The 24,399-nt window shown below is 74.4% G+C and carries 18 protein-coding genes; 12 read left to right on the forward strand and 6 right to left on the reverse strand.

Annotated elements, in window-relative coordinates:
• Positions 1 to 41: 41 nt before the first annotated feature.
• A complete protein-coding gene (locus ABT369_RS53580) occupies positions 42 to 836 on the forward strand; it encodes a MerR family transcriptional regulator (protein WP_350625711.1) in 795 nt (264 codons plus the stop codon).
• 414 nt (positions 837 to 1,250) lie between these two features.
• Positions 1,251 to 1,604: a VOC family protein gene (locus tag ABT369_RS53585; protein ID WP_350625713.1), complete on the forward strand. Its 354-nt coding sequence runs from the start codon at positions 1,251 to 1,253 to the stop codon at positions 1,602 to 1,604.
• A 75-nt stretch (positions 1,605 to 1,679) separates the two neighbouring features.
• On the opposite strand, the gene ABT369_RS53590 is transcribed toward ABT369_RS53585, so the two are convergent.
• The 4 genes from ABT369_RS53590 to ABT369_RS53605 form a co-directional block, all read right to left on the reverse strand.
• Positions 1,680 to 2,483, reverse strand: a complete 804-nt coding sequence (locus ABT369_RS53590; RefSeq protein ID WP_350625715.1) for an SCO1664 family protein — start codon at positions 2,481 to 2,483, stop codon at positions 1,680 to 1,682.
• Positions 2,484 to 2,489: 6 nt separating this feature from the next.
• The gene (locus ABT369_RS53595; RefSeq protein ID WP_350625717.1) at positions 2,490 to 3,053 is read right to left on the reverse strand and encodes a DUF3090 domain-containing protein; all 564 of its coding nucleotides are present in this window, start codon (positions 3,051 to 3,053) and stop codon (positions 2,490 to 2,492) included.
• A 140-nt stretch (positions 3,054 to 3,193) separates the two neighbouring features.
• Complete coding sequence (locus ABT369_RS53600) at positions 3,194 to 3,898, reverse strand: MSMEG_4193 family putative phosphomutase (protein WP_350625719.1); 705 nt, start codon at positions 3,896 to 3,898, stop codon at positions 3,194 to 3,196.
• Complete coding sequence (locus ABT369_RS53605; protein WP_350625721.1) at positions 3,895 to 4,944, reverse strand: LLM class F420-dependent oxidoreductase; 1,050 nt, start codon at positions 4,942 to 4,944, stop codon at positions 3,895 to 3,897. The genes ABT369_RS53600 and ABT369_RS53605 overlap by 4 nt, the downstream gene beginning before the upstream one ends.
• A gap of 117 nt (positions 4,945 to 5,061) precedes the next feature.
• Here ABT369_RS53605 and ABT369_RS53610 point away from each other — a divergent pair, with 117 nt between their 5' ends.
• The 4 genes from ABT369_RS53610 (at position 5,062) to ABT369_RS53625 (ending at position 9,831) form a co-directional block, all read left to right on the forward strand.
• Entirely contained in the window at positions 5,062 to 6,033 is a 972-nt protein-coding gene (locus tag ABT369_RS53610) for an aldo/keto reductase (RefSeq protein WP_350625723.1), read from the forward strand.
• A gap of 25 nt (positions 6,034 to 6,058) precedes the next feature.
• Positions 6,059 to 7,009, forward strand: coding sequence for a YncE family protein (locus tag ABT369_RS53615; protein WP_350625725.1), 951 nt, complete (start codon positions 6,059 to 6,061; stop codon positions 7,007 to 7,009).
• A 12-nt stretch (positions 7,010 to 7,021) separates the two neighbouring features.
• Positions 7,022 to 7,213, forward strand: coding sequence for a DUF5703 family protein (locus tag ABT369_RS53620; protein WP_350625727.1), 192 nt, complete (start codon positions 7,022 to 7,024; stop codon positions 7,211 to 7,213).
• 86 nt (positions 7,214 to 7,299) lie between these two features.
• On the forward strand, positions 7,300 to 9,831 hold the full coding sequence (locus ABT369_RS53625; RefSeq protein WP_350625729.1) for an EAL domain-containing protein: 2,532 nt from the start codon (positions 7,300 to 7,302) through the stop codon (positions 9,829 to 9,831).
• Here the strand turns inward: ABT369_RS53625 and ABT369_RS53630 are convergent.
• The gene (locus ABT369_RS53630; protein ID WP_350625731.1) at positions 9,828 to 11,057 is read right to left on the reverse strand and encodes a PIN-like domain-containing protein; all 1,230 of its coding nucleotides are present in this window, start codon (positions 11,055 to 11,057) and stop codon (positions 9,828 to 9,830) included. The genes ABT369_RS53625 and ABT369_RS53630 overlap by 4 nt on opposite strands.
• Positions 11,058 to 11,249: 192 nt before the next feature.
• Here ABT369_RS53630 and ABT369_RS53635 point away from each other — a divergent pair, with 192 nt between their 5' ends.
• Genes ABT369_RS53635 through ABT369_RS53655 form a run of 5 tightly spaced genes read left to right on the forward strand, consistent with a single transcriptional unit; the run spans position 11,250 to position 21,305 of the window.
• A complete protein-coding gene (locus ABT369_RS53635) occupies positions 11,250 to 13,085 on the forward strand; it encodes an SCO2524 family protein (protein WP_350625733.1) in 1,836 nt (611 codons plus the stop codon).
• Positions 13,086 to 13,991 carry an SCO2523 family variant P-loop protein gene (locus ABT369_RS53640; RefSeq protein WP_350625735.1) on the forward strand — a complete coding sequence of 302 codons (906 nt, stop codon included), beginning with the start codon at positions 13,086 to 13,088 and terminating at the stop codon, positions 13,989 to 13,991.
• Entirely contained in the window at positions 13,988 to 18,586 is a 4,599-nt protein-coding gene (locus ABT369_RS53645) for an AAA family ATPase (RefSeq protein ID WP_350625737.1), read from the forward strand. The genes ABT369_RS53640 and ABT369_RS53645 overlap by 4 nt, the downstream gene beginning before the upstream one ends.
• 6 nt (positions 18,587 to 18,592) lie before the next feature.
• Positions 18,593 to 20,425 carry an SCO2524 family protein gene (locus ABT369_RS53650; RefSeq protein WP_350625739.1) on the forward strand — a complete coding sequence of 611 codons (1,833 nt, stop codon included), beginning with the start codon at positions 18,593 to 18,595 and terminating at the stop codon, positions 20,423 to 20,425.
• A gap of 37 nt (positions 20,426 to 20,462) precedes the next feature.
• A complete protein-coding gene (locus ABT369_RS53655) occupies positions 20,463 to 21,305 on the forward strand; it encodes a hypothetical protein (protein ID WP_350625741.1) in 843 nt (280 codons plus the stop codon).
• A gap of 1 nt (position 21,306) precedes the next feature.
• Here the strand turns inward: ABT369_RS53655 and ABT369_RS53660 are convergent, their stop codons facing one another.
• Positions 21,307 to 23,094 (reverse strand): Hsp70 family protein, encoded by a 1,788-nt coding sequence (locus tag ABT369_RS53660; RefSeq protein WP_350625743.1) that lies wholly within the window; start codon positions 23,092 to 23,094, stop codon positions 21,307 to 21,309.
• A gap of 152 nt (positions 23,095 to 23,246) precedes the next feature.
• Between ABT369_RS53660 and ABT369_RS53665 the strand changes: the two genes are divergently transcribed.
• Positions 23,247 to 24,389 carry a glycoside hydrolase family 12 protein gene (locus ABT369_RS53665; RefSeq protein WP_350625745.1) on the forward strand — a complete coding sequence of 381 codons (1,143 nt, stop codon included), beginning with the start codon at positions 23,247 to 23,249 and terminating at the stop codon, positions 24,387 to 24,389.
• Positions 24,390 to 24,399: the final 10 nt, after the last annotated feature.

A 24,399-nucleotide genomic window follows, 5' to 3' on the forward strand; every position in this document is an offset into this window, starting at 1 on the left:
CGCTTGCACTTCCCGTAGCTGGAAGGGGTTCACTGGTGCCCATGACGACGGGCGTCCCGATCGGGGAGTTCTCGCGGCTGAGTCATCTGTCCGCGAAGACGCTGCGGTACTACCACGACATCGGCCTGCTCGTGCCCGCCGAGGTCGACGGGGAGACCGGGCATCGGCGGTACCAGCCGGGCCAGGTCGGCGACGCGCACCTCATCCGGCGGCTGCGCGGGCTGGACCTGCCGCTGGCCGAGATCCGCACGGTGCTGGCCGCGCCCGATGCCCGGGCCGGGACGCTGCGTCAGCACCTGGAGCGCATGGAGGCGGAGCTGGCGCGGACGCGGGACGTGGTCGCCTCCCTGCGGCGGCTGCTGGACGCGGCGCCGGCGGTCACGGTGCTGTACCGCACCCATGCCCCGGCGACTGTCCTGCGGGTCGCGGCCCGGGTCGCCCGCCCGGACGTGGAGGCGTGGTGCGGGGCGGCGTTCGGGGAGCTGTTCGGGGTGCTCGCGCGGGCGGGCGCCGATCCGGCCGGCCTGTCGGGCGCCACCTACTCGGCCGAGTTCTTCGAGCAGGACGCCGGGGAGATTTCGGCCTTCGTACCGGTCGTGCCCGGCGCCTTCGCCGGTGACCCGCGCCTGGGCACGCTGCCGGGGCGGCGGTATGCCGTGGCGGTGCACGCGGGGCCGTTCGGCGACTGTGACCTCACGTACGGGGCGCTGGGCGCGCACGTGGCGGTGCATGACACGGCGCTGGCGGAGCCGATTGTGGAGCAGTACCTGGTCGGGCCGCAGCACACGGACGACGAGGAGCGATTCCGCACCGAGGTGTGCTGGCCGGTCGCCTGAAACGGCCGCTCGGTCGCCTGCACGGCGGCCAGGTCGCCTGAAACGCCGGCCGGGCGCCCGGAACGCGAGCTGGGCTTGCCGGCGAGCGCTGGCCCGTCGAACAAACACCGGCCGAGCGCTGGCCCGTCGAACAAACACCGGCCGCCAGCCGGTCAAGCAAAGCACCGGCCGCCAGTCGGTCGAACAAGCACCGGCGCCGGCTGGCCGCATAAACGCTGGTCGCACGAAAGCGCTGGCCGGGCGCGTCGAGAACAGCGGCCGGTCGAGCAAACCGCCTTACCCCAGGACGAAAAGTCCGACACTCCGTGATCGGACTTTTCGGACTTATGCCCCGTCAGGAGATAAATCCGATATGTCGTGGCGCGCCAGCGCCCGACATATCGTTCGCAACCGAACGAAGGAGAGAGCACCGCAATGCCCGACATCACCCTCGCCAACGTCACCGTCGACTGCACCGGCAGCGCCAAGGACCTGGCCGCCTTCTACGCCGAACTCCTCGGCCGCGACCTGAACCCGGGCGCGTCCGAGTTCTTCGCCACCGCCGGGGACTCCCCCACGCTCATGTTCATCCGCGTGCCCGACCGCACGCCCGGCAAGAACAGCGTCCACCTCGACCTGCACACCGACGACATCGCGGCCGGCGTCGAACGGGCGGTGGCGCTCGGGGCCAGGCACGTGGGGGACTTCGACGAGTACGGCGCGGCCTGGGCCACGCTCGCCGACCCCGAGGGCAACCTGTTCGACATCGGCCGCCCGTCGAAGGACTGAATCGGGCGTATACGAAAAATCCGATATGTCGTGGCGCGCCAGCGCCCGACATATCGGGCCACACCAGCAGCAGGACTAGATGGGCGGCCAGGGAATCGCGTGGCGGTCCTCGTCCGGCGACGGGAACGTGCGCGCCCGCAGCAGGGCGTCGATGCGCACCCAGATCATGGCCACCTCGGCCGGGGTCAGGTGCTCCGCGAACGTCTCGGCGAGGCCGGCGGAGTACTGCGCCCGCAGCTTCTCCAGGACCTCGATCCCCTCGTCCGGGATCGGCTCGCCGGCCCAGCCCCAGATGATCGTGCGCAGCTTGTCCTCGGTGTGGAAGCAGATGCCGTGGTCGACGCCGTGGACCTTGCCGTCCACGGTGTCGATCACGTGGCCGCCCTTGCGGTCGGCGTTGTTCGCGACCGCGTCGAAGAGCGCGATGCGGGCCAGCCGCGGGTCGTCGGCGTGGGCGAGGACGAAGGGGCGGCCGCGCTCGTCGCGGGCCGACATGATCCGGCGCCAGTCCTTCGGGACCTTGTTCGCGGGCACGAACCCGAGCAGCAGGTCGTCGGTCTGCAGCTCGTCGTCGATCCAGAGCTGGCACATGCCGGGGCCGAGCGGACCGTCGCGCAGCAGGGTCGGCGGGACGATGCCCCAGCCGGTCGCCTCGGAGAGCAGCCAGGCCGAGTACTCCCGGCCGGCGAGGGTGCCGTCGGGGAAGTCCCACAGCGGGCGCTCGCCGCTGACCGGCTTGTATACGCACCGGGCCACGGTCTCACCCAGGGTGATGACGCAGCGCAGGGTGGCGTTGGAGGCGTCCATGAGCCGGCCCTCGAGCTCCAGCTCGCCGTGGCGCAGCAGCTCGAGCGCCTCGTCCTCGGGCAGGGCCGGCACGCCTGGCTACCGGCGGTAGCCGTTGTGCCGCGGGCAGAGGTGCCCGCGGGCGTCGAGGGGCTGGCCGCACAGCGGGCACGGCGGGCGGCCGGAGGCGACGACCCGCTTGGCCCGCTCGATGAACGCCTTCGTGGCCGCCGGCGTCAGCCGGACCCGCAGGCGGTCCCGGTCGGCGGTGGCGAGCTCCTCGTCCTCGTCCTCGTCGGGCTCCTCGGTCTCCTCGTCGCCGACCGCGATCGCCTCGATGATGACCGTGGCGCTGTCGACGTCGAACTGCAGGCCGAGGGTGCCGACGCGGAACTCCTCGTCGAGCGGGGTGTCGAGAGGCTCGTTGTCGGCGGTCTCGACGACCGTCTCGGTGGCGAGGTCGACGCCGAAGCGGCGGTGGGCCTCCTGCAGCAGCTCCTCGAGCTTCTCGGCCAGCAGGGAGACCTGCACCTTCTCCAGGGCGACGCTGATCAGCCGGCCGCCGCCGCGGGCCTGCAGAAAGAAGGTCCGCTCCCCCGGCGCACCTACGGTGCCGGCAACGAACCGCTCCGGCGGCTCGAATGCATACACGTGGTGGCTCATGCTGTCACCTCCGCTTCGCTCCGGCGCCAGCCTGAGCTGAATCAATGCCCATGATGAGCGGCCTCTCCGCTTCGCTCCGAACCGCTCATGCTGAGAACTCTATCCAGTCGTGGCGGGAACCGCCGCAGGCGGGCACAAGATCACACCGAACCGCCCGAACCGCCCCCGACGGCGGCATCCGAGGACGGCTCGCCCTCCGTCTTCTCCGGCGGCTGGAACCCGGACAGATCGCCGCCGGTGTCGTTGAGGCGCAGGACGAAGGAGCGCAGCGGGGTGTACCGGATGACGGTCACGGACGCGGGCTCGACCGCGAGGCGCTGGAACAGGTCCAGGTGCATGCCGAGCGCGTCGGCCGCGATCGCCTTGATGATGTCGCCGTGGCTGCACGCGAGCCACACCGCCTCCGGGCCGTGCGAGGCGGCGATGCGCGCGTCCCAGGAGCGGACCGCGGCGATCGCCCGGGCCGACATGGCGGCCATCGACTCGGCGTCGGGACCGGGGAAGACGGCCGCGGACGGGTGGGCCTGCACCGTCGCCCACAGCGGCTCCTTGGCCAGCTCCTTGAGCGGGCGGCCGGTCCAGTCGCCGTAGCGGCACTCGATGATGCCCTCGTCCTCGACCACGTCGGTCACGTCGGGCAGCGCGAGGGACAGGGTCTCCCGGCAGCGCGGCAGCGGGCTGCTGACGACGGCGGCGAGGGGGAGCTTGGCCGCGGCGAGGCGCTCGCCGACGGCGACGGCCTGGGCCCGCCCGACCTCGTCCAGCGCGACGGGCTGGTGCCCGGCGAGGACCCCGGTCGCGTTGGTCGTGGTCCGGCCGTGGCGCAGCAGCAGCAGGGTCGTCACGAGCTCAGTCCCGCCCGCTCCCACGCCTCGGCGAGCTGGCGGATGACGCCGATCGAGTAGTCGGCGTCGCCGAACACGATGGTGGAGATCTCCGTCACGCCGGCCTCCTGATACGCCTGCAGCCGCTCCGCCACGCGCTCGACGGGCCCGAGCAGCGAGGTGCGGTCGATGAACTCCAACGGTACGGCGGCGGCCGCGTCCCGGTGGCGCTTGGCGAGATAGAGGTCCTGGACCTCCTTGGCCGCCTCGCCGTAGCCCATCCGGGTGGCGAGGGCGTTGTAGAAGTTCTGCTCCCGCGAGCCCATGCCGCCGACGTAGAGGGCCGCGTAGGGGCGCACGAGCTCGGCGCACATCGCGACGTCGTCGCCGAAGACCACCGGTACCGAAACCGCCACCTCGAAGCCGTCCATCGTCTTGCCGGCCTTGGCCCGGCCCGCGGCGATCGAGCCCAGCGACTCGCCCGCGTATTCCGGGGAGAAGAAGATGGCCAGCCAGCCGTCGGCGATCTCGCCGGCCAGCTCGAGGTTCTTGGGGCCGACGGCGGCGAGGTAGACCGGCACGTGGTCGCGGACCGGGTGCAGGATGAGCTTGAGCGCCTTGCCGGGGCCGTCGGGCAGCGGCAGCGTGTAGAACTCGCCGTCGTAGTCGACGACCTTGCGGGTCAGGGCGAGGTTGACGATGTCGACGTATTCGCGGGTGCGCTTGAGCGGCTTGGCGAACCGCACGCCGTGCCAGCCCTCGGAGACCTGGGGGCCCGACACGCCGAGGCCGAGGCGGAACCGGCCGCCGGAGAGCTTGTCGATCGTGGCGGCGGTCATCGCCGTCATGGCGGGGGTGCGGGCCGGAATCTGGAAGACGGCGGAGCCCAGCTCGATCCGCTCGGTCTGCCCGGCGATCCAGGCGAGCATGCTCGGCGCGTCGGAACCGTAGGCCTCCGCCACCCATACGCAGGAGAAACCGAGACGGTCGGCCTCCTGGGCGATGGCCAGGTGACCGGCCGGGTCGTTCCATGACGACAGGTAACCGAGGTTCAACGCAAGCCGCACTACTGCCTCCCAGAGGTCCCCCGTGCGACCCTGCACGGTGCGGCACCAGGGTAGCCCCTGCCGCCGACGTGGCCCGCCTCCGCTACGTTGGCGCCATCCGGCCGTATCGTTCCATGCATGCAACAGCGACCGCTCGGCCGTAGCGGGCTGGCGGTATCCCGGCTGGCCCTCGGCACGATGACGTGGGGCCGTGACACCGACGCCGACGACGCGGCGGCTCAGCTCAAGACGTTCCGCGACGCCGGCGGGACGCTGCTGGACACCGCGGACGTCTACGCCGACGGCGAGGCCGAGTCGGTCATCGGTGCCCTGGTGGGCCGGCTGGTACCGCGCGAGGAGCTGGTCATCGCGACCAAGGCGGGCCTGCGCCCGGGGATGACCCGCCGCCGGGACGGCTCCCGCGGCCATCTGCTGAGCGCCCTCGACACGTCCCTGCAGCGGCTCGGGACCGACCACGTCGATCTGTGGCAGGTGCACGGGTACGACCCCGATTCACCGCTGGAGGAGACGCTCTCGGCGATCGACACGGCGGTGAGCAGCGGCCGGGCCCGTTACGCCGGGGTGTCGAACTTCTCCGGCTGGCAGACCGCCCGGGCCGCGACCTGGCAGGCGGCGTGGCCGGGGCGGGCGCCGCTGGTGTCCACGCAGGTGGAGTACTCGCTGCTGGAGCGGGGCATCGAGCGCGAGGTCATCCCGGCCTGCTCGGCGCTGGGCATCGGCATCCTGCCCTGGTCGCCGCTGGGCCGCGGGGTGCTGACCGGCAAGTACCGCACCGGCGTGCCGGCCGACTCGCGGGCCGCGTCGCCGCACTTCGAGCGGTTCGTGGCCCCGTATCTCGACGACCGCTGCGCCGGGATCGTGGAGGCGGTCGCGACCGCGGCGGGCGGCCTCGGCGTGTCGCCGCTGGAGGTGGCCCTGGCGTGGGTGCGGGACCGGCCGGGTGTGGTCGCGCCGGTGCTCGGGGCGCGCACGGTCGGGCAGCTGCTCGGGGCGCTGCAGACCGAGGAGATCGTGCTGCCGCGGGAGATCCGGGCCGCGCTCGACGACGTGTCGGCGCCCACCTCCGGCTACCCGGAGCGGCAGACGTAGACCGAGCGAATACCCTGGTCGGACCATGCTGCGCCGATTGCTGACCCTGGCCGGCGTGCTGTTGCTCACCGCGTGTGACGCCGGCGCGCCCGTCAGCCACCCCGACGCCACGATGCCGACCCCGACCTGGGCGCCCGCGCCGTCCACGAGTCCCGCCGGGACGACGATGGCGGTGCCGGAGCGCCCGACCGGGGTCGCGATCGGCACGACCGTGGCCGCGATTTCCGAAAACGCCGCATTTGTACTGCCTGAGGCCGCCCGATCCCCCGTCGCCGGACCGCCCCGGGGCGTCGTGAGCGTCGCCGGCGGGTTCCGCGTGGTCGCCGGGTCCTCGGTGCACAACCTGCCCGGCGGGGCGACGTGGGCGCTGCCGGGCGTGGGCGGGTCGATCGCCGTGCCCCGCGACGCCGACTGGACCGCCGTCGCGCTGCCCGACCGCGGCGATGTGATCATCCTCTCGGCCGCCGGGGAGGTGCTGCGCACCATCGGCACCGGCGGGCGCCCGGACGCCCTGGCCGCGGACGGCTCCCGCATCGCCGTGCTCGACACGTCGCAGTCCTCGATCACCGTGTTCGACGCCGCGACCGGCGCGCGGCAGGAGGCGCTGCGGGCCGGGGACGGGGCCGTGACGGTCGCGGCCGTCGGCGGCGGGCGGTTCGCGGTGATCGACGCGCGCGACGGGGAGCTGCTGGTCTTCGACACCGGGCCGCTGATCCTGCGCCAGCGCTACCCGGTGAAGGGCGGGGCGTGGGCGGCCGCGTACGACGAGAACCGGGGTGTGCTCTGGGTGACGCTCACGGCCCGTAACGAGGTGGTGGGCTTTCACCTCGGCGGTGGGACGCCGCTCGAGGTCGGGCGGCACCCGACGGTACGGCTGCCGCTGGCCCTTGCCGTTGACCCGGCCTCCGGGGCGCTGGCCGTCGCCGGGTCGGACGGCACCGGGGCGCAAGGGCTGGTGCAGCGCATTGCGGCGTAGCAGTATCGGTGCATGGACTACGAGTACGTGCCGCTGCGGTTGCCGTCGAATGTCGATCGGATGACCGCTAACGCACAGCTGACGATCCAGGCCGAGTACGGCGGCTGGGAGCTGGCGCGGGTCCGGCTCTACCCGGACGGCTCCCGCCAGGTGATGCTCCGCCGCCGTGTCACCAACACCACGCTCCCCGGGCTCAGCACGTAGTTGAACGCCGGCGTTCCGCATCCGCACGACGGAACGTAACGTTGTCAATGCTTGCTGCTGTGTGCGGGGTACGCCAGACTCACCCCGTGCTGCTGGTCTCGGTCACGCTCAGTGCCGCCGCGCTGGCCGCGGCCCTCGCCGGGCTCCTGCCCGCCGGGCTCGCGCTCGCCGTCGCCGGACTCGTCGCCGCCGCCCGCGCCGCCACCCTGCTGCTGCGCAGCGACATCGCCGCCTGGCACCGCCCGGTCTCCGCCGGCCTCGGCTTCTGCGGCGTGTCGACCGCCGCCGCCGGCATCGCCTCCGTGGTCGCCCCCGGCGCCATGCTCTCCGACGTGCCGCTGCCCGCCGAGCTGCCGCTCATCGGCCTGTTCTTCGTCGCCGGCACGCTGCTCGCCGGGCTGTTCCACCTGCCCGGGCAGGCCGCCACCTACGTCGGCCGGGTCCGGCGCCTGCTCGACGGCGTGGGCATCGGGGTCATCCTGTTCTTCATCGCCTGGCTCGTCGTCTTCGAGGCCGCCGGGCTCAAGGGCGCCGCCCTCACCGCCACGCTCGTGGCCGCCGTCGCCGTCGGCGCCGCCGTCGTGGGCACCATGCGCGCCGCGACCGTCCAGCCCGGCGCGCTGCTGCGCGGCCTCGGCGCCCTGATCATGATCGTCGCGCAGACGGCGCTCGTGCTGATCCTCGACTACCACCTCGAGCCCGGCTGGCTGCTGCTCGCCGGCGTGCCGCTCGTCGCCGGCCCGCTGCTCGCCGGCCGGGAGCTGCCGCCGGGCCCCGCCGAGGCCGGTGCGCCGACGACGGACGGGAGTTTCGCGCGGTACCCGCTGCTGGCCCTCCCGCTCGCCGGCGCGCTCGTCGCCGCCGCTTACCACCTCGTCGTCGCCGGCCGCTTCGACACCGTCTCGGCGGTCCTGGCCATCGTGAGTGTCGTGATCATCGCGGTGCGGGAGGCGCTCGCGGTCGCGGATGTGCGGCAGTACGCGCGCTGGCTCGCCGAACGCGAGGCCCGCTTCCGCGCCCTCGTGGCCGGCTCCGCCGACGTGACCATGATGCTCGACGACGCCCTGGTCGTGCGCTGGCAGTCCCCCGCCGCCGCGCGCCGCCTCGGCCTCGCCGACGCCGACGTCGTCGACCGGCCCCTGCTCGACCGCGTCCACCCCGACGAGGCCGCGGCCGTGGCCGCGGCCCTCACCGGCGGCGACACGCTCATCGAGGCCCGCATCGGCGACGGCTTCGGCATCTGGCGCGAGACCGAGTGGAGCGTCAGCGACCAGCGCACCGACCCGTCCGTGCGCGCCGTCGTCGTGCACGTGCGCGACATCAGCCGGCGCCGCCAGCTCGAGCACGCCCTGCACCAGGCGGCCCGCACCGACCATCTCACGGGCCTGGCGAACCGCACCGAGCTGCGGCGCCTGCTGGCCGAGCGCACCACGCCGGGCGTGCTCGTGGTGCTGGGCCTCGACGGGCTCGGCAGCGTCAACCAGCTGCGCGGGCACGAGATCGGCGACGCGGTGCTCGTCGAGGCCGCCCGCCGCCTGCGCGCCGCCCTGGCCCCCGGCGAGGTCGCGGCCCGCCTGACGAGCGACCAGTTCGCGGTGCTGACGGCCGGCGGCGCGGTCCACGCCCAGATGACCGCGAGCCGCCTGCTCACGCTGCTGTCGGACCCGTACCCGGTGCTGGGCGTCGCCTCGCACCTGTCCGCGTCGGCCGGCCTTGCCGAGCACGTCACCGCCGAGCACGTGGCCGCCGAGCACACCGCCGACCCCGGCGGCCGTGCCCTGCGCCGCGCCGAGCTCGCCCTGCAGCGGGCCCGGCAGCTCGGCCCGGCCCAGCCGCCGCAGTGGTACGACGAGGCGACCGCCGCCCAGCTGCGCCGCCGGCTCACCATCGAGCAGGACCTGCCGGGCGCCCTCGCCCGCGGCGAGCTCGACCTGCTCTTCCAGCCCGTCGTCGAGCTCCCGTCCGGCCGCGTGGTCGGCGTCGAGGCCCGCCCCCGCTGGCGCCGCGCCGGCCTCGGCCCGGTCACCGACGCCGAGTTCCTGCCCGTCGCCGACCAGCTGGGCCTGCACCACGAGCTCGGCGCCTGGCTGCTCGCGGCCGCGGGCCGCCAGCTCGGCCACCGCGACGGCGGCGGCCCGCCCCTGTGGCTGGCCGTGCCCGTCTCCCCCGCCCTGCTCGCCGCCGACGGCTTCGCGGACCTGCTCGCCGCCACCGGCATCCCGCCGTCGCGCCTCGTGGTCCAGTTCACCGTCCCGGAGCCGGAGCTGCCGGACCTCGTCGACCGCCTGACCGCGATCCGGACCCTGGGCGCCCGCACCGCCCTGGACGGCTTCGGCGTGCCCGCGACGACGCTGAGCCTGCTGCGCCGCCTGCCGCTGGACCTGGTACGCGTCGACCGGCGCACCTTCGCGGGTGCGGAGACCCCGGTGGTGGCCGCGGTGGTGAACCTGGCGCGGCAGCTGGGCGTGGAGGTGGCCGTGGACGGCGTACGCGACGACGCGGAGCTGGCCACGATCACCGCCGCGGGCTGCCGGCTGGCCCAGGGCTCCCTGTTCTGCGCTCCCTCGGTCCCGGAGCGCCTCGAGGCCTACCTCGACACCCGGCGCACCGTCCGCTAGCCCCGAGCCGGCGGTTTGGCCGGCGGTTTGGTCGGGGCCAGGCGCAGCACCGCCGCGAACTCGGGGGTCAGCCGGTGCGCGACGAGCTCGCCGCCGTCGCCGAACACCGGGCGGACGACCGCCGGGACCGGGATCGTGCGGCCCTCGGTGAGGCGCAGGAAGTCGATGTACGCGGCGATGAGCGCCGACAGCCCCGGACCGTCGGCCGGCGTGACGACCACGGTGTCGTCGCTGGCCGCGGCTTCCCGGACGGCTGCGGCGACCTCGGGATCCACGCGCTCGATCACCCGGATCAGCGCCAGCGCCGCGTCGGCGGTCAGCGCGGTGGGCACCGGGCTGCGGTCCCGCTCGGCGTCCTGCACCGAGGCGGGGCTCACCTCGACGTCGAGGGCGGCGGAGCGGGAGAGCAGGTCCCGCACGCGCAGCAGGTGCAGCCGGCGGCCGCTGAGATCGAAGAACTCCTTGACCAGCTCCGGCCGCGGGCCGACGAACTCGGACCGGTGCCGCCACCACCAGTCCTCCTTCTCGTCGTTGGTGACGATCACGAGGTCCAGGCCGCGCTCCCGCGCCGCCTCGCAGGACTGCCGGAAGATGAGGAAGTCGCCCGTGGCGCCCTCGGGGTGGGCGGTCTTGTCGGCGTCCAGGTATCCGGGCGGCCGCCGCTCGGCGACCCGCCGCGTGCCCTCGGCGACGAGCTCCGACCAGCGCTGCTCGCCGGGGTGTGGCAGCACCCGGCCGGCGAGGAGCACGAGCAGCCGCCGCATCACCGGGTCCTGCTCGACCGGGGTGGCGGCCTGCACGCGGCCGGTCTCGGTCCGCACGATCGCGATGTCGAGGTCGTCGAAGAGCTCCTCGATTGCCTGCTCGTGCCGGCGCAGGTCGGCGTCGTCGAGCGCGACGGTGCGGGCCCACCGCCGCATCGCCTCGGCCGCGGCGGCCCGGCTCTTCCCGAGTTCCTCGCGGGTCTCGCGGGCCACGCCGGACGGGTTGCCGATGGCGCTGATCCGGTTGCGGTGGAACTCGCGCAGGGCCTGGTGCGGCACGACCAGCCGGTCTCCGAGCCGCTCGAGGACCGCGAGGAGGTCCTCGGTCGTGCGGCGGTTGTAGCGGTACAGGCTCAGCAGCACGTTGGCGTCGACCGCGACGAGCGCGGACTTGAGGGCCTGGTCCTTGTCGGCGTCGCCGACGATCCGGTAGCCCTCGAAGCCGTCGAAGAGTCCATGCATCGACGGCCACAATATCCTCGGCACCCGGCGCATCGCGCATCGATGGTCGGCCGATCGGCCACGATCATTGCGGAATGCATGCGCCGAACGGGTGATCCGACTCGCCCGAGCGACCTCCTGCGTTGACCGCGGTCATTACCGTAGGCTCACGGAAACCGGCTTCCCGCGTCAGCCCCGGCGACGAGGAGTGTCATGAAGATCAGCCCCCGTCACGAACTCCTCGACGTGTGGCGGGCGGTGGCCAGGGAATCCATGCGCGACGGCCAATGGGTCTGGGGCGGGCGGGCCGGCCGCAACTGCGTGCACGACGCCGAGCAGCTGTTGTGCATCATGGCGCCGGCCGCCGCGCTGCGCACCTTCGCCCTCGACCGGCCCGACGAGACGGTCGACGACATCGCCGACGCGCTGCGGCCCCTCGGCGACGTGATCAGGATTCCGCGGATGCTGCTCGAGGTCGCCGCCGAATACCTGACGACGTACACCGACGAGGCCGGGCAACCGGCGTTCGGCGGCGGTTCGTACTTCCGCGCCCTGCCGGAGGGCGCCGGGGAGTCGACCGAGCCGACCGAGGAGCAGCGCGCCGTCGACACCGTCGGCGCCTACGCCGTCTCCGTCCGGCTGACCCTGGCCGTGCTGGGCTTCACCCGTGTCTTCCGCCGCTCCGTGAACCGCCAGGACGTGCGGGAGCAGATCGCCCGCACCGAGCAGCTGGCGAGCCTGCGGCTCACCGCGGCGCTGGTCGGCCTGCTGCGCAGCTTCTCCGTCTCCGTCTTCCCCGCGGACTCCCCGCACGGCCGGGTCCTCATGGACGTCGTCAACCAGGCCAAGCTCCCGGACCGGCGGATCCACGCGCTGCTGCAGGACCGGCTGGTCGACATCCGCGCCGTCCTGCGCGACATCTGGCTGGGCCCCTACGTGGACCAGCTCGACAACCCCAACATGCTCTTCGAGTGCGGCTGGTCGTGGGGCGTGCCGATGTCGGCGCCGCCGCAGGCGGACGTCGATCCGCTCGTCGGGCAGCCCGACGGGGTGGCCGTCGACGCACCGAACCTCGCCGCCACCGCCGTCGTGCTCGATGCGCTGCAGGAGCTGTGGTCGGACCGCACCCGCCTGCTCGGTCTCCTCTACGATGACCAGCAGCGTCTGGCCAGCGCCCTGCAGCTGCGCTGGGACATCACGCAACGGTACTGGACCCGGATCGCCTGCTTCGGTGATCGCCGCTGGCCCCTCGAGGACGTGCCGTGGCGAGCCTCGGACGGCATCGAGTCCGACTATCTCAGCCTGCTGGTGTGCTCCATCGTCATCCAGGACCTGCAGCGCAAGCCGGACGCGGAGGCCGCGAACCGGATCGCCGGCGTGCTGGCCGAGCTCGCCGGGCGGGCCCGGCTCACCCGCCGCGCCGGCCCCGGCGAGTGGATGACCCTGCACCATCCGGGGTTCCCGCTGCCGCTGGCGGGCTCCGAGGACTCGGGCGGGCCACGGCTCGTCTGGGACCTGTTCGACTTCGCCCCGCAGCTGCTCAAGCAGGCCGTGCTGGTCGGCGGCGCCGGGCCGGACATCGCGCTGCGGCTGCGGGTCGCCGACCTCGTGGACGAGGTCTGGGGCGAGCACATCCTGCGCCGGCGGCTGCGGCCCGGGCTCTGGGACCAGCCGGCCGGCGTCTACGACGAGTTCGCCTACCGGGCCGAGGAACCGTTCTGGAGCTTCACCGAGCGCGTCGTCAGCGCGCTGATCAGCGTGGCGCAGCTGGTCGCCGGGCCGCCCCTGCGCAGCGGCGGGCTCGCGGCCGCGGCCGCCGACCTGCTGGCCGAGGCCGACCACGTCTACGACCAGGAGCTCTTCTACGGCTCGACCCGGCCCGGCCCGCATCTGGAGCGGCACCTCACGAAGATCCGGGCGACCCTCGACCAGGCGCACGAGCGCTACGAGGAACGGCCCGGCACCGCGCTCGTGCTCGCCATGGCGGCGCTGCGGGACCTCGCCCAGCTCGACGCCGCCCGCCGGCACGACACCGGCTGGGGGGACTGAGTGCTGGCCTTCGCCTGCGCGGTGGACGGCGGCTCCGGCCGCTCCGTCACCGGCGCCAACCTGCTGTTCCGCAGTGCCCTGCAGGGCCGCGACGTCTGCTACCTCGACCTCGACCCGCCCACGGCGCGCGCGCTCTTCCGGGTGGAGGAGCCGCTGGGCGGTATCGACGACTCCGTCCACGAGTACCTCGAAAGCCGGGTGGCCGAGCCGCGGCGGATCGACGTCTGGAGCGAGTCGGAGCGCGAGACGTTGCGACGGCCGGACCGGGGCACCGGACGCATGGTGCTGCTGCCCGGCGGCCGCGCCGACGACGTCGCCGCCCACCCGTGGGCGATCGACCGCTTCACCGAGTTGCTGATGCGCCTCGAGGAGGAGTTCGACACCACCCTCGTGAGTCTTCCCGCCGGTCGCCGCCACAGCCTCGACATGGCACTGGCGGCCACCGCCGGGCCCCAGCTGCGCCGGGTCGAGGCCCGGTGGCTGGTCTTCCACCGATGGACCCGCCAGCACGTCGTGAACACCAGCGACTTCGTGCACGGCGAACGAGGGCTGCTGGACATCGGCGTCGCGCGCGGCCACGACCGCGACGCGTTGCTGCAGGCGACTCGGATGGTCCGCACCGGCGTGACCGAGCCGAGCGGGCCCGAGCTCGCGGGGCTGCGGCCGGCCCAGATCGCCTGGCTGCAGGGCGCCAACGAAAACCTGCAGCGCTTCGCCAGCCGCCGGGGCATCGGGCGGGTCAACCTGCTCGGGGCGGTCCCGCACGACCCCGTACTGCAGTGGCGCGAGCAGATCATCACCGATGACGACGTGAACCTCACCGGCGTGGCCAACCAGGCGACCGTGGACGCGTTCACGCTGCTGGCCGGGCGCCTGGCCGACGACGAGGTCTGGGCGGGCCTGTGAGCCGGCGCCTGGTCAGCATCGCCGTGTCGCGCTTCTCCGGGGGGCTCGACGACCTGCCGTTCGCCGCGCCCGCGGCCGCGAGCCTCACGGACGCGGCCGCGGCGCACGGGTACACCACCGTGTCCGACGGGACCGACCCGACCGCCGCCGAGCTCGCCCGGACCGTGCTCGCCGCCCTCGACGGGGCCACCGGCGAGGACGTGCTGATCGTGCACGTGGTCAGCCACGGGCGCGCGCACGGCGGGTCGGTGCAGGTGTACGGCTCCGACGGCAGGGCCAACTCGGGCACGAGCCTGGACAGCTGGATGGCCGACGCGACCGGGACCGACGAGCACGAGGACCCCTGGCGGCGCACCGACGAGGCCGGGACGCGGCCCTGGACGCTGTTCCTGGTGGACGTCTGCGGCGCCGGGCGGGCCGCGCGCGTGCAGTGGGAGTTCGACATCGCCGATGCCCAGCGACGGGCCTGGGTGATCGCCGGATGCCTGCCGGAGCGCCAGGGCTTCGGGGCGCGGTTCACCCGGGCCGCGGCCGCCGTGCTCGCCGACATCGGCCGGCTCGACATCCATCCCTCGATCCGGCACGTGCCGCTGGACCGCGTCGCGCAGGAGATCCGCGACGAGGTCGACCGGCTCGTCGCCGCCGAGGACGGCCTCGCCCAGACGGTCGTGGCGACCCGGGTGGACATCGCCTCCCGGGTCGCGTGGCCGCCGTTCTTCGACAACCCGCACTACCGGCCGACCGTCGCCGGCCTGGTCCGCGACGACCTGCGCGAGTTCGCGACCGCCGTCGAGGACCTCTTCGACGCCTGGCACTTCATGTCCCGCGCCTCGGGGCACCCGCCGAACGAGGCCCGGCCGATCGCCTCCGGCGGCACCTACCGCGGGCGCGGGCGGCAGCTGCGGGCGCTGAGCGCCTACCTGGAGGGCCGCGCCGGCCGTGCCAACCTGCGGGCCAACCTGCACCTGGTCACCGGCACGCCCGGGGTCGGCAAGTCCGCGCTGCTGGGCATGCTCGTCTGCGCCGCCCACCCGGTGCTGGCCGGCAAGACCCGCGAGCTGTGGTGGGCCCGCCGCGACGACCTCCCCGGCGTCGTGGCCGATCTCGCCGCCGTGCACGCGTACGAGCAGGACATCGTCGCCGTCCTCGGCCAGGCCGCGGCCCAGCTCGAGCTGCCGGACGCGCACCGGGCCTGGACCGTGGCCGAGTTCGTGGCCGCGATCCGCCACCGGCACCGGCCGCCGGTCCTCATCGTCGACGCGGTCGACGAGGCCGTCGACCCCGCGGCGCTCTCGCGCGCCCTGCGCGATCTCGCCGACGCCACCCGCGGCGACGGCACCCCGGCGGCCCGGCTGCTCGTCGGCGCCCGCAGCGGCCGGCACTGGCGGATGACCCAGCCGCTGCTGGAGCGGGCCGAGGCCGGTGGCGAGCTGACCGACCTGGACGACGAGCCCCGCGACGAGCTCGAGCGTGACCTGAGCGCGTACGTCGACGACCTGCTCCGGGCCCACCCCGGATACCGGGTCGACGGCCGCCACGACGTGCGCCGCATCCTCGCCGCGGGCATCGCCGAACGGCTGGCCGCGCCCGTCGCCGACGAGACGCAGCCGCGCTGGGGCGAGTTCCTCGTCGCCGGGCTCTTCGTCAACTACCTGTCCCGGCTCCCGCCGCCGCCCGGACCGGCCGCCGCCGCGGCCGTCGTCGAGATGGTCCCGCGCACGCTGCCCGGCGTGCTGGAGCTCGACCTGGCCGCACCCGAGCACCCGTGGTTCCACCCGACGCTCGTCACCCTGGCGCACAGCTTCGGGGCCGGCATGCCGCGGCGCATCGTCGAGGCCTGCGCCGGCGTCTTCGCCCCGGCCGAGGCCGGCCCCGCGTCGCGGCGGGACATCACCGACGCGCTGGAGCGCGGCCGCTTCTACCTGCGCCGCGACGTCGACAGCCGCGGCACGACGCTGTACCGGCTGTTCCACAAGGCGCTCACCGAGCACCTCCAGCGCGGCAACGGCACGAGCGCGGCGGCCGGACCGGGCCCGCGGCCGGCCCACGCGGCGCTGCTGCGCCGCCTGATCGCCACGGTGCCGGCCGGCGGTGGCTGGGCCGCCGCCGACCCGTACGTACTGCGCCACGCGCTCGACCATGCCGCCGCGGCCGGGGAGGCCGACCTCCTGCTCGCGGACGCCGACTTCATGGTCCACGCCGACCCGGACGTCGTCGCCCGGCATCTGCACCGCGCGGCCACGCCGGCGGGCGCGACCATGGCGACCGTGTACCGCACGTCCTACTGGCGGCACCGCCAGCTCGCCGACCGCCCGGACATCCGCCACGCGTTGCTGCTGTTCGACGCGGTCCGTCACGGCCGGGCCGACCTGACCGACCGGCTCGCCGCCGCGGGGGTGCCCGGACGGCTGGGTCAGTGGCGGCCCGTGTGGGCGACCGCCACGACGATCAACTCGGCGCTGCGGCACACGCTCGTCGGGCACACCGCCGCCGTACGGCACGTCGCCGGTCATCGCACCGCCGAGGGCGCCGATGTCGTGGTGACCGCCGGCGCCGACGGCACCGTGCGGGTCTGGGACGCCGACGACGGCGGCCTGCGCCATGTGCTCGCCGCGCCGGGCCGGACCCCGGTCACCGGGCTGTCGCTCGCGCGGGTCGACGGCGAGGACGTCGTGCTCATGGCCGCCGGCGCCGACGCGCTGGTGTGGCGCATCGCGGACGGCACGCTCCGCGGGGTGCTGACCGGCCATCGCCACCCCCTCGTCGCGGTGGCCGCCACGACCCTGCCGGACGGAACTCCCGTCGCCGTCACCGCCGACGCGGTCGAGGGCCTGCGGACCTGGGACCTGTCCACCGGGGCGCTCCGCCACGTCCTGGACGATCGCGGAGGGGTCGGCGTGCTGGCCCTCGCGACCGTGCACGGCGCGCCGCTGATCCTGGCCGCGTCGACGGTGGACGGCACGATCCAGGTCCGGAACCTGGCCGACGGCGGCAACCATGGCCTGCCCGAGCGCGCGCACGACCGGACCGTCCGCGCGATCGCGGGCCGGCGGGGCCGGCCGCTCGCGGTGAGCGCCGCGGTCGACGGCTCGGTGGCGGCCTGGGTCTCCGACCCCCTGCGCCCGCTCAAGCTCGAGGCCGGCCGCAGCTCCGCGGTGGCGGCCGTCTGCCTCGGCGATGGCCCCGGCGCGGTGGCCGTCACCGCGCACACCGACGGCAACGCCCGGGTGTGGTCGCTCGACGCCGATCGTCCCACCTTCGTCGCGGAGCCGTCAGCGGTGCTGGCCGGGAGCACCGACCTGCTCCAGGCCGTCTCCGGGCTGGAGCTGGAGGACGGGACGCTCCTCGCGGTGGCCGGCGGCGCCGACGGGACCGCGCGCGTCTGGGACCTCGACACCGGCGACGTCCGGCACGTGCTGACCGGGCACACCGGCGGGGTGACCGCGATCGACTGCGCGCGGCTCGCCGACGGGCGAGGTGTCGCCGTGACGGCCGCCGCCGACGGGACCGCGCGCGTGTGGGACCTGGCGGGCCGGCACCGCGAGGTCATGCCGGGATCGGCCGGGCCGGTCACCGTGATCGAGTGGTGCCTGCTGGCCGACGGGACCGCCGTGGTGGCCGGCGCCGGAGGCGATGCGACGGTCCGGCTGTGGAATGCCCGCAGCGGCGAGGCGCTCGCGTCGCTGCCGGGGCACGAGGACACCGTCACCGCCGTCGCGTTCGCCCGCCTCGGCGGCACGACGATCGCGGTGACCGTCGGCGCCGACGGCACGTACCGGACCTGGGACGTGCCCTCCGGAAGGCCCCGGCACGTCTTCCGCGCCCGGTCCGGCCGGCGGGCGTTGCCGCTGGTCCACCGCCGCGCCGACGGCACCGACCTGCTCGTCGTCACCACGCCGGCGCTGACCTTGGAACTGTTCGACCTCGCCGACGGCTCGTCGCGCGGCACCGCCGGCCGCTATCTCGCCCCCGAGGCGCCGTTCGCCGCGCTCACCCTCGCCGACGGCGCCGAGGTCGCCGTCGCCCAGTCCCGCGACGGGCGCGCGCAGGCCTGGAGTCTCGAGGACGGCGGCCGGATCCCGGTGCCGGGGCTGACCGGGCTGCCCCTCGGCGGTGCGACCTGGCGGGCCGGCGGCATGTCGCTCGCGACGATCCCCGCCGGGCGCGACCTCGGCCTCGTGCTGATCCGCGACGGCACGGCCGAGCGGCACACGCTGCCTCGCGCCTCGCGCGACGCGGTGCTGTCCTGCGGTGTCACCACGGGCGGGCGGCCGCTGGTCCTGCTCGCCGACGGCGCGGGCGTCACCACCTGGTGGCCCGACACGGGCACCGCCGAGCGGATCCCGGTGCCGTCGGGCGAGACGGTCGCCGCGGCGGCGCACGCCGTCGTCGACGGGCGCGACGCGGTGGCCATCGCCGCCGGCAACGCGCTGCACGTCGCCGCGCTCACGGGCGACACCGCCGCGCAGACGCTGGTGCTGCCCGAGCCCGTGCACACGGTCACCGCCGGCCCGGACGGCTCGCTGCTCGCGGGCTTCGGCCAGGACCTGTGCCGGCTCGTCCGGATCCACGACCGACCGACGGCGGAGGGGTGAACGGCGATGCGGATGCAGCCGACCGATGAGCTGCTGGCGATCTGGCGCGAGGTCATCAGGAACTCGTACCGGGGCGGTTTCGACTTCGACTGGCGATGGGGCGGCCGCGGGGACTCCAACTCCATCAGCGACGCCGAGCAGCTGCTGTGCCTGCTGTACCCGGCGACGCAGGTGGCCGGCATGGCGCTGGACAGCCCCGACGAGACCACCGACGGGGTGCTGCAGGCCGTCCAGCGCATCGGCGACTCCCGCGAGGTACCGCGGCGCCTGACCACCGTCATGCGGGAGTACTTCGGCCGCCACACCGACCCGGGCACCGGCCAGGCGCTGTTCGGCGGCGACGGGTACCTGGAGGCCGCCGAGCCCGGGGAGGCGGTGACGCCGCGGCAGAAGTCCATGGACCTGGTGTCCTCCTACTCGATCTCGGTCACCCTGTGCCTGGCCGTCATCGGCTTCGTGCGGGTCTTCCGCCAGCACGTCCGGCGCAACGTCCTGCAGCAGGATCTCGAGGACCTGGAGAACCTGGCGTCGCGACGGCTCTCCGCGGCCATGGTGGGCCTGCTGCGCAGCTTCGTCGTCGACGCCTTCGACGACGACTCGCCCGCGGGCGACGTGATGCTGGGCCGGACCAACCAGACCGCCCTGCCCCGGCGCCGGCTCCTCGAGCGGCTCCGCCTCGAGCTGCAGGACACCGCGGCCACGTTGCGCGACTTCAGGATCGGGTCGGGCGCGATCACCGACGAGGCCGCGACGAAGCTGTTCGAGTGCGGCTGGAGCTGGGGCGTCGTCCGGGACGCCCCGACCGTGCCCACCAGCGATCCGGTCGAGATCCAGCCCGACGGCGTGGCCGAGGACGAACCCTATCTGGTGTTCACCGTCGAGGCGATGCAGGCGATCGACGAGCTCGCCTCGGAACGGACCCGCCTGCTCGGCCTGCTCAACGACGAGCAGCAGCGGCTCGCGCAGGAGCTGCGCCGGCGCGGCGACGTCACCCGCGCGTTCTGGAGCACGATGGCGACCTTCGGCGACGGCGCCTGGCCGATCGAGGACGTGCCGTGGCGCACGAGCGACGGGTCCGAGTCCGACTACTTCACCGTGATGGTCGCCTGGCTGACGATCGGCGGCGTCGGTGCCCCGGCGACGCCGAACGGCTGGGCGCGGTTCGGCGCGGTGCTGTCGGAGCTGGCGACCCGTGGCCGGATCAACCGCAGGGCGATGGCCGGCGACTCCGCCCTGGTCCACCACCATCCCGGCTTCGTGGTGCGCCTCCCGGGCGCCGAGACCATCGGCCCCGAGGTCGGGCTGGCCTTCAACGACTACGCGCCGCTGCTGCTGGAGTGCACCGCCCGGGTCGCCGGCGAGACGCAGACCACCGAGCAGCGCCAGCGCCATCTCGACCTGGCCGACGCGATCTGGTCGCACCTGAGCCGGCGCCGCCACGCGGGGCTGATGCGGCTGTGGGACCAGCCGAACCAGGTCTTCGCCGAGCTGCCGGAGCTCGACGGGCCGTCGTGGTTCTACACCGCCCGGGTCGTGCGCGCCCTGGTGGTGACGGCCGGCAGCCTGACCGACCCGCCGCCGCCGAGCGAGCGGCTCACCGAATACGCGGCGGACCTGCTCGCCGAGGCGGAGCGCATGTTCGACCAGGAGATGCTGCGGGCCTCGACCCGCACCCCGGGCGACGTCATGCGGCACGACTTCGACGGCACCCGCAACGGGTTGCGGCGCGCCCGGGAGATCTTCAACGACCACCCCGGTGCCGCCACGGCGCTGATCCTCGACGCCATGCGCCGGCTCGACGCGCTCGGCGTCGCCCGCATGAACGCCGACTCCGACTGACACCGTGCCGTCCCCGAGCCGCCCTGGAGGGAACCCGATGCCGGACCAACGCCGCGTGCTCACCGTGCACGGCATCTCGAACCTGCGCGCCGCGCTGAGCCCGCCGCAGGCCGCCACCGCGATGGCCGTGGAGTTGCAGCCCCGGCTCGCCGAGGGCTACCGCGCCGCGGGCCTGGGGCACATGCCCGTGCCGGAGCTCGCCGCGGCCTACTACGCCCACCTGCTCGATCAGGGTGCGCAGTCGGCCGGCGTACCGCTGGAGGCCCTGGAGCCGCCGGAGCGGGCGATGCTGTGGCAGTGGCTGCGGGAGCTCGGCGCACCGGCAGAGGTCGCACAGGGGCCGGCGACCGCGCCGCTGCGCGCGGCGATGGACTGGCTCGCCCGGCGGCGCAACGTCGGCCCGCAGGCGCTCGCGCGGGTCATGACGGCGGTGCTGCGGGAGGTGTACGTGTACCTGACCCGGCCGGCCGTGCGCGCCCGGGTCCGGCAGGCCGTAGCCGGGGCCATCGAGCAGCACCGGCCGCGCGTGCTCGTCGCGCACTCGCTCGGCACCGTGGTGGCGTACGAGACGCTGCACGCCACCGGGGCCGAGGTCGACCTGCTGATCACGCTCGGCTCGCCGCTCGGGCTCCCCGGCGCCATCTTCGAGGCCCTGGAGCCGGAGCCGGCCGACGGGCGGGGCGGGCGACCGCCGGGCGTCGGCCGCTGGGTGAACATCGCCGACCCGGGCGACCTGATCGCGGTGCCGAAGCGCCTCGGTGACCGCTTTCCGGTGGACCAGCACGAGGAGGCGTACCTCGGGGTCGTCGACTTCCACACCCTGGGCGGCTATCTCGCGTGCGGGCTGACGGCCGCGGCGATCATGCCCTACGCCGGCTGACTCAGGTCAGGGCGGCGGTCAGCCCCGGCAGGGTCGCCCGCGTGACGGTGATCAGGCGGGTGCGCAGGTCGGTCAGCTCGGCCGGGGTCCAGCCCTTGGCGTCGCTCCTCGTCACCGTCAGGACGAGCTGCCACATCAGGTTCGCCTCGCGCAGGCCCAGGATCAGCGTCAGGTCCGTCGCGGCGCGTCTGCTCGAGTCCTTCGCGCGGTAGACGACGGCCTCGTCGCCCAGGCCGGGGGCCGCCTCCGGGGTGTCGTTGTTCTTCGCCTCCTGGGCGACCATCTGCTCGTAGTCGGCCGTGGTCAGCCGCGGGTCGGCGCGGACGGTGACGGTGCCGGAGACGCGCGCGAAGACCGTCGCCCGGGCGTTGCGGCGGGTCGTGGAGCAGTTCGCGGAGCCCATCTGGCCGTTCAGGGTGCGCCGCGGCCTGGGGGCCTCCTCCTCGGTGTCGTAGACGGTGCGCAACTCGGTCAGGTCGAGGTGGGCGCACAGGTCGTCGGGGGCCTTGGTGAAGTCGTAGCGGGCCGCGGGGGTGCTCGGGAGCGGCTGCGGGTCGTCGGGCTCGTTCGTGGTCACGGTCATGTAGGTCGCGAAGGCGGCGAAGGCCACCACCAGCACGGCCGCACCGGCCAGGGCCGCCCGCAGGCCACGGCGCCGGGCGGGAGCCGGGGGCACGGGCGACGGGACGACGACCGTGGGCTCGTCCACGACGTCAGGAAGGCCGGGAACGTCGGGAAGGCCGGGAACGTCGGGGACGTCGCCGGCGACCAGGTGCAGGGCGCCCTCGGCGACCACCAGCTCCGGCTGCTCCGCCACGACCGGGGCCAGGCCGAGGGCCTCGTGCAGCATCGTGGCCACCAGCGGGGTGCGGCTCGCGCCGCCGACCAGGAACAGGGCCGCCACCTGCGCCGGGCGGACGCCCTCGGCCAGCAGCAGTGCCCGGGTCATCGCGATCGTCGGCTCCAGGACCGGGCGGGCCAGCTCCTGCAGCTGCTCGCGGCCGAGCGGGGCCTCGCGGCCCGGAGCGGGGAGCATGACCACGGTGCCGCTGGCGCGCGACAGCATCTCCTTGGCCGAGCGCACGTCGTCCCACAGGCGCCGGCGGTCCGCCGGATTCGTCCACAATGGACCGTACGACCGCGTCAGGAACGCGACGACGGCCGCGTCGATGTCGAGGCCGCCGACGTCGCCCCGGCCCTCCGAGGCCACCTGGCGGAAGCCGGTCGCGGTGCGGCGCAGCAGGGTCACGTCGCACGTGCCGGCGCCGAGGTCGTAGACGAGCAGATGGGCGCCCTCGGGCATCGGCGTGCCGTGCCGGGCGGCGAAGGCGGCGGCCGCCGCGAGCGGCTCGGGGACGAGGTCGACGGCGCGCAGGCCGGCGCGGTGGGCGGCCTCGCGCAGCAGGGCGCGGCGGGCCGAGCCCCAGTCGGCGGGGTGGGTGAGCACGGCGTCGCGGACCGGGCCGAGCGGGCCCAGGACCCGGTCGGCCTCGGTCAGCACGCGGGCCAGGACGGCCGCGACGAGGTCGGCGACGGGCACCTCGGCGTCGGCGAGCAGGACCGTGCCGTCGTCGATGCGGCGCTTCGGGTTGGGCTCCAGGCGCTGCGGCGCGCTGCGGGCGAGGTGGGCGGCGTCGCGGCCGGTGTGCAGGCGGCCGTCCGGGCCGAGCAGGACGGCCGAGGGCAGCAGGGGCGAGCCGTCCAAGAGCAGCTGCTGCCGCCGGCCGTCGGGGCGGTGCAGGACGGCGACGGTGGTGGAGGTGCCGAAGTCGATGCCCAGCCGGGTCATGGATCGGGAGTGTAGGGCAGCCCCCGGGCCGGTAATTTTCACGCGTTTGCGTCGGGTTCGGCGGGTCTGTGACGGCGCATGTTGACCCCACTGTCGAAGCGCATCGACAGTGGTCGTTACAACGAACGGTCGGAAGAAGGGGTCGTACCGCCATGCGAAGAACCCGCACGCTCGCACTCGCCCTCGGGGCCGTGGTCGCCGTCGGGGCGGCCGGGGCCGTGGCCATCGCCCTGCCCGCGTCCGCCGCCGCCGGGTGCCGGGTCGGCTACCAGATCAGCAGTTCCTGGCCCGGAGGGTTCGGGGCCAACGTGACGATCACGAACCTCGGGGACCCGATCTCCAACTGGACGGTCGTGTGGTCGTACTCGGCCGGCCAGACGGTCACCCAGGCCTGGAACGCCACGGTCACCCAGAGCGGCTCCACGGTGACCGCGAAGAACGCCGGGTACAACGGCTCGGTCGCCACCGGCGCCAGCACGTCGTTCGGCTTCAACGGCTCGTGGACCGGCAGCAACCCGGTGCCGTCGAGCTTCACGCTGAACGGGACGGCCTGCACGGGTACCGTGACGAACTCCCCGACGCCGACCCCCTCGCGCACCAGCGCGTCCCCGACCCCCACGCCGACGTCGGGCAACCCCGGCGGCGTGCCCTCCGACGCCGCCTGGGTGGCGACGGGCGCCTGGGACCAGTGGACGAACAACGGGTACACCGTGATCAACGACGTCTGGGGCGGCGGCGCGGGGCCGCAGACCATCTGGGCGCGCACCGGGATGAACTGGGGCGTCGTGGCCGAGCACCCGCGCACGAGCGGGGTGAAGTCCTACCCGCACACCGGCAAGACGCTCAACCGGACCCTGAGCTCGCTGGGCTCGGTGCGCAGCACGTTCAACGTGTCCGTGGCCGCCGACGGCGACTACGAGACCGCGTACGACATCTGGGCGAACAACAACGCCTACGAGGTCATGATCTGGACCAACCAGCACGGCGCGGTCGGGCCGATCGCGGAGTCCTACGACTCCAACGGCGCGGTGCCCAACGCCCGCAACGTGAGCGTGGGCGGGCACACCTGGAACGTGTACCGCGGCTCGAACGGCGCCAACGCGGTGTTCTCGTTCGTGCGGACCGCCAGCACCGGCTCCGGCACCGTGGACGTGCTGGCCGTCATGAACTGGCTGCGCACCAACGGCTGGTGGGGCGATGTGACCGTGGGGCAGGTCCAGTTCGGCTTCGAGCTGAGCGGTACCGCCGGCAGGTCCAACTTCGTCTGCAACACCTTCACGCTCGACTACAGCTGACGCACCGGCC

The sequence above is a fragment of the Dactylosporangium sp. NPDC000244 genome (genome assembly GCF_040300725.1).
GTDB lineage: Bacteria > Actinomycetota > Actinomycetes > Mycobacteriales > Micromonosporaceae > Dactylosporangium.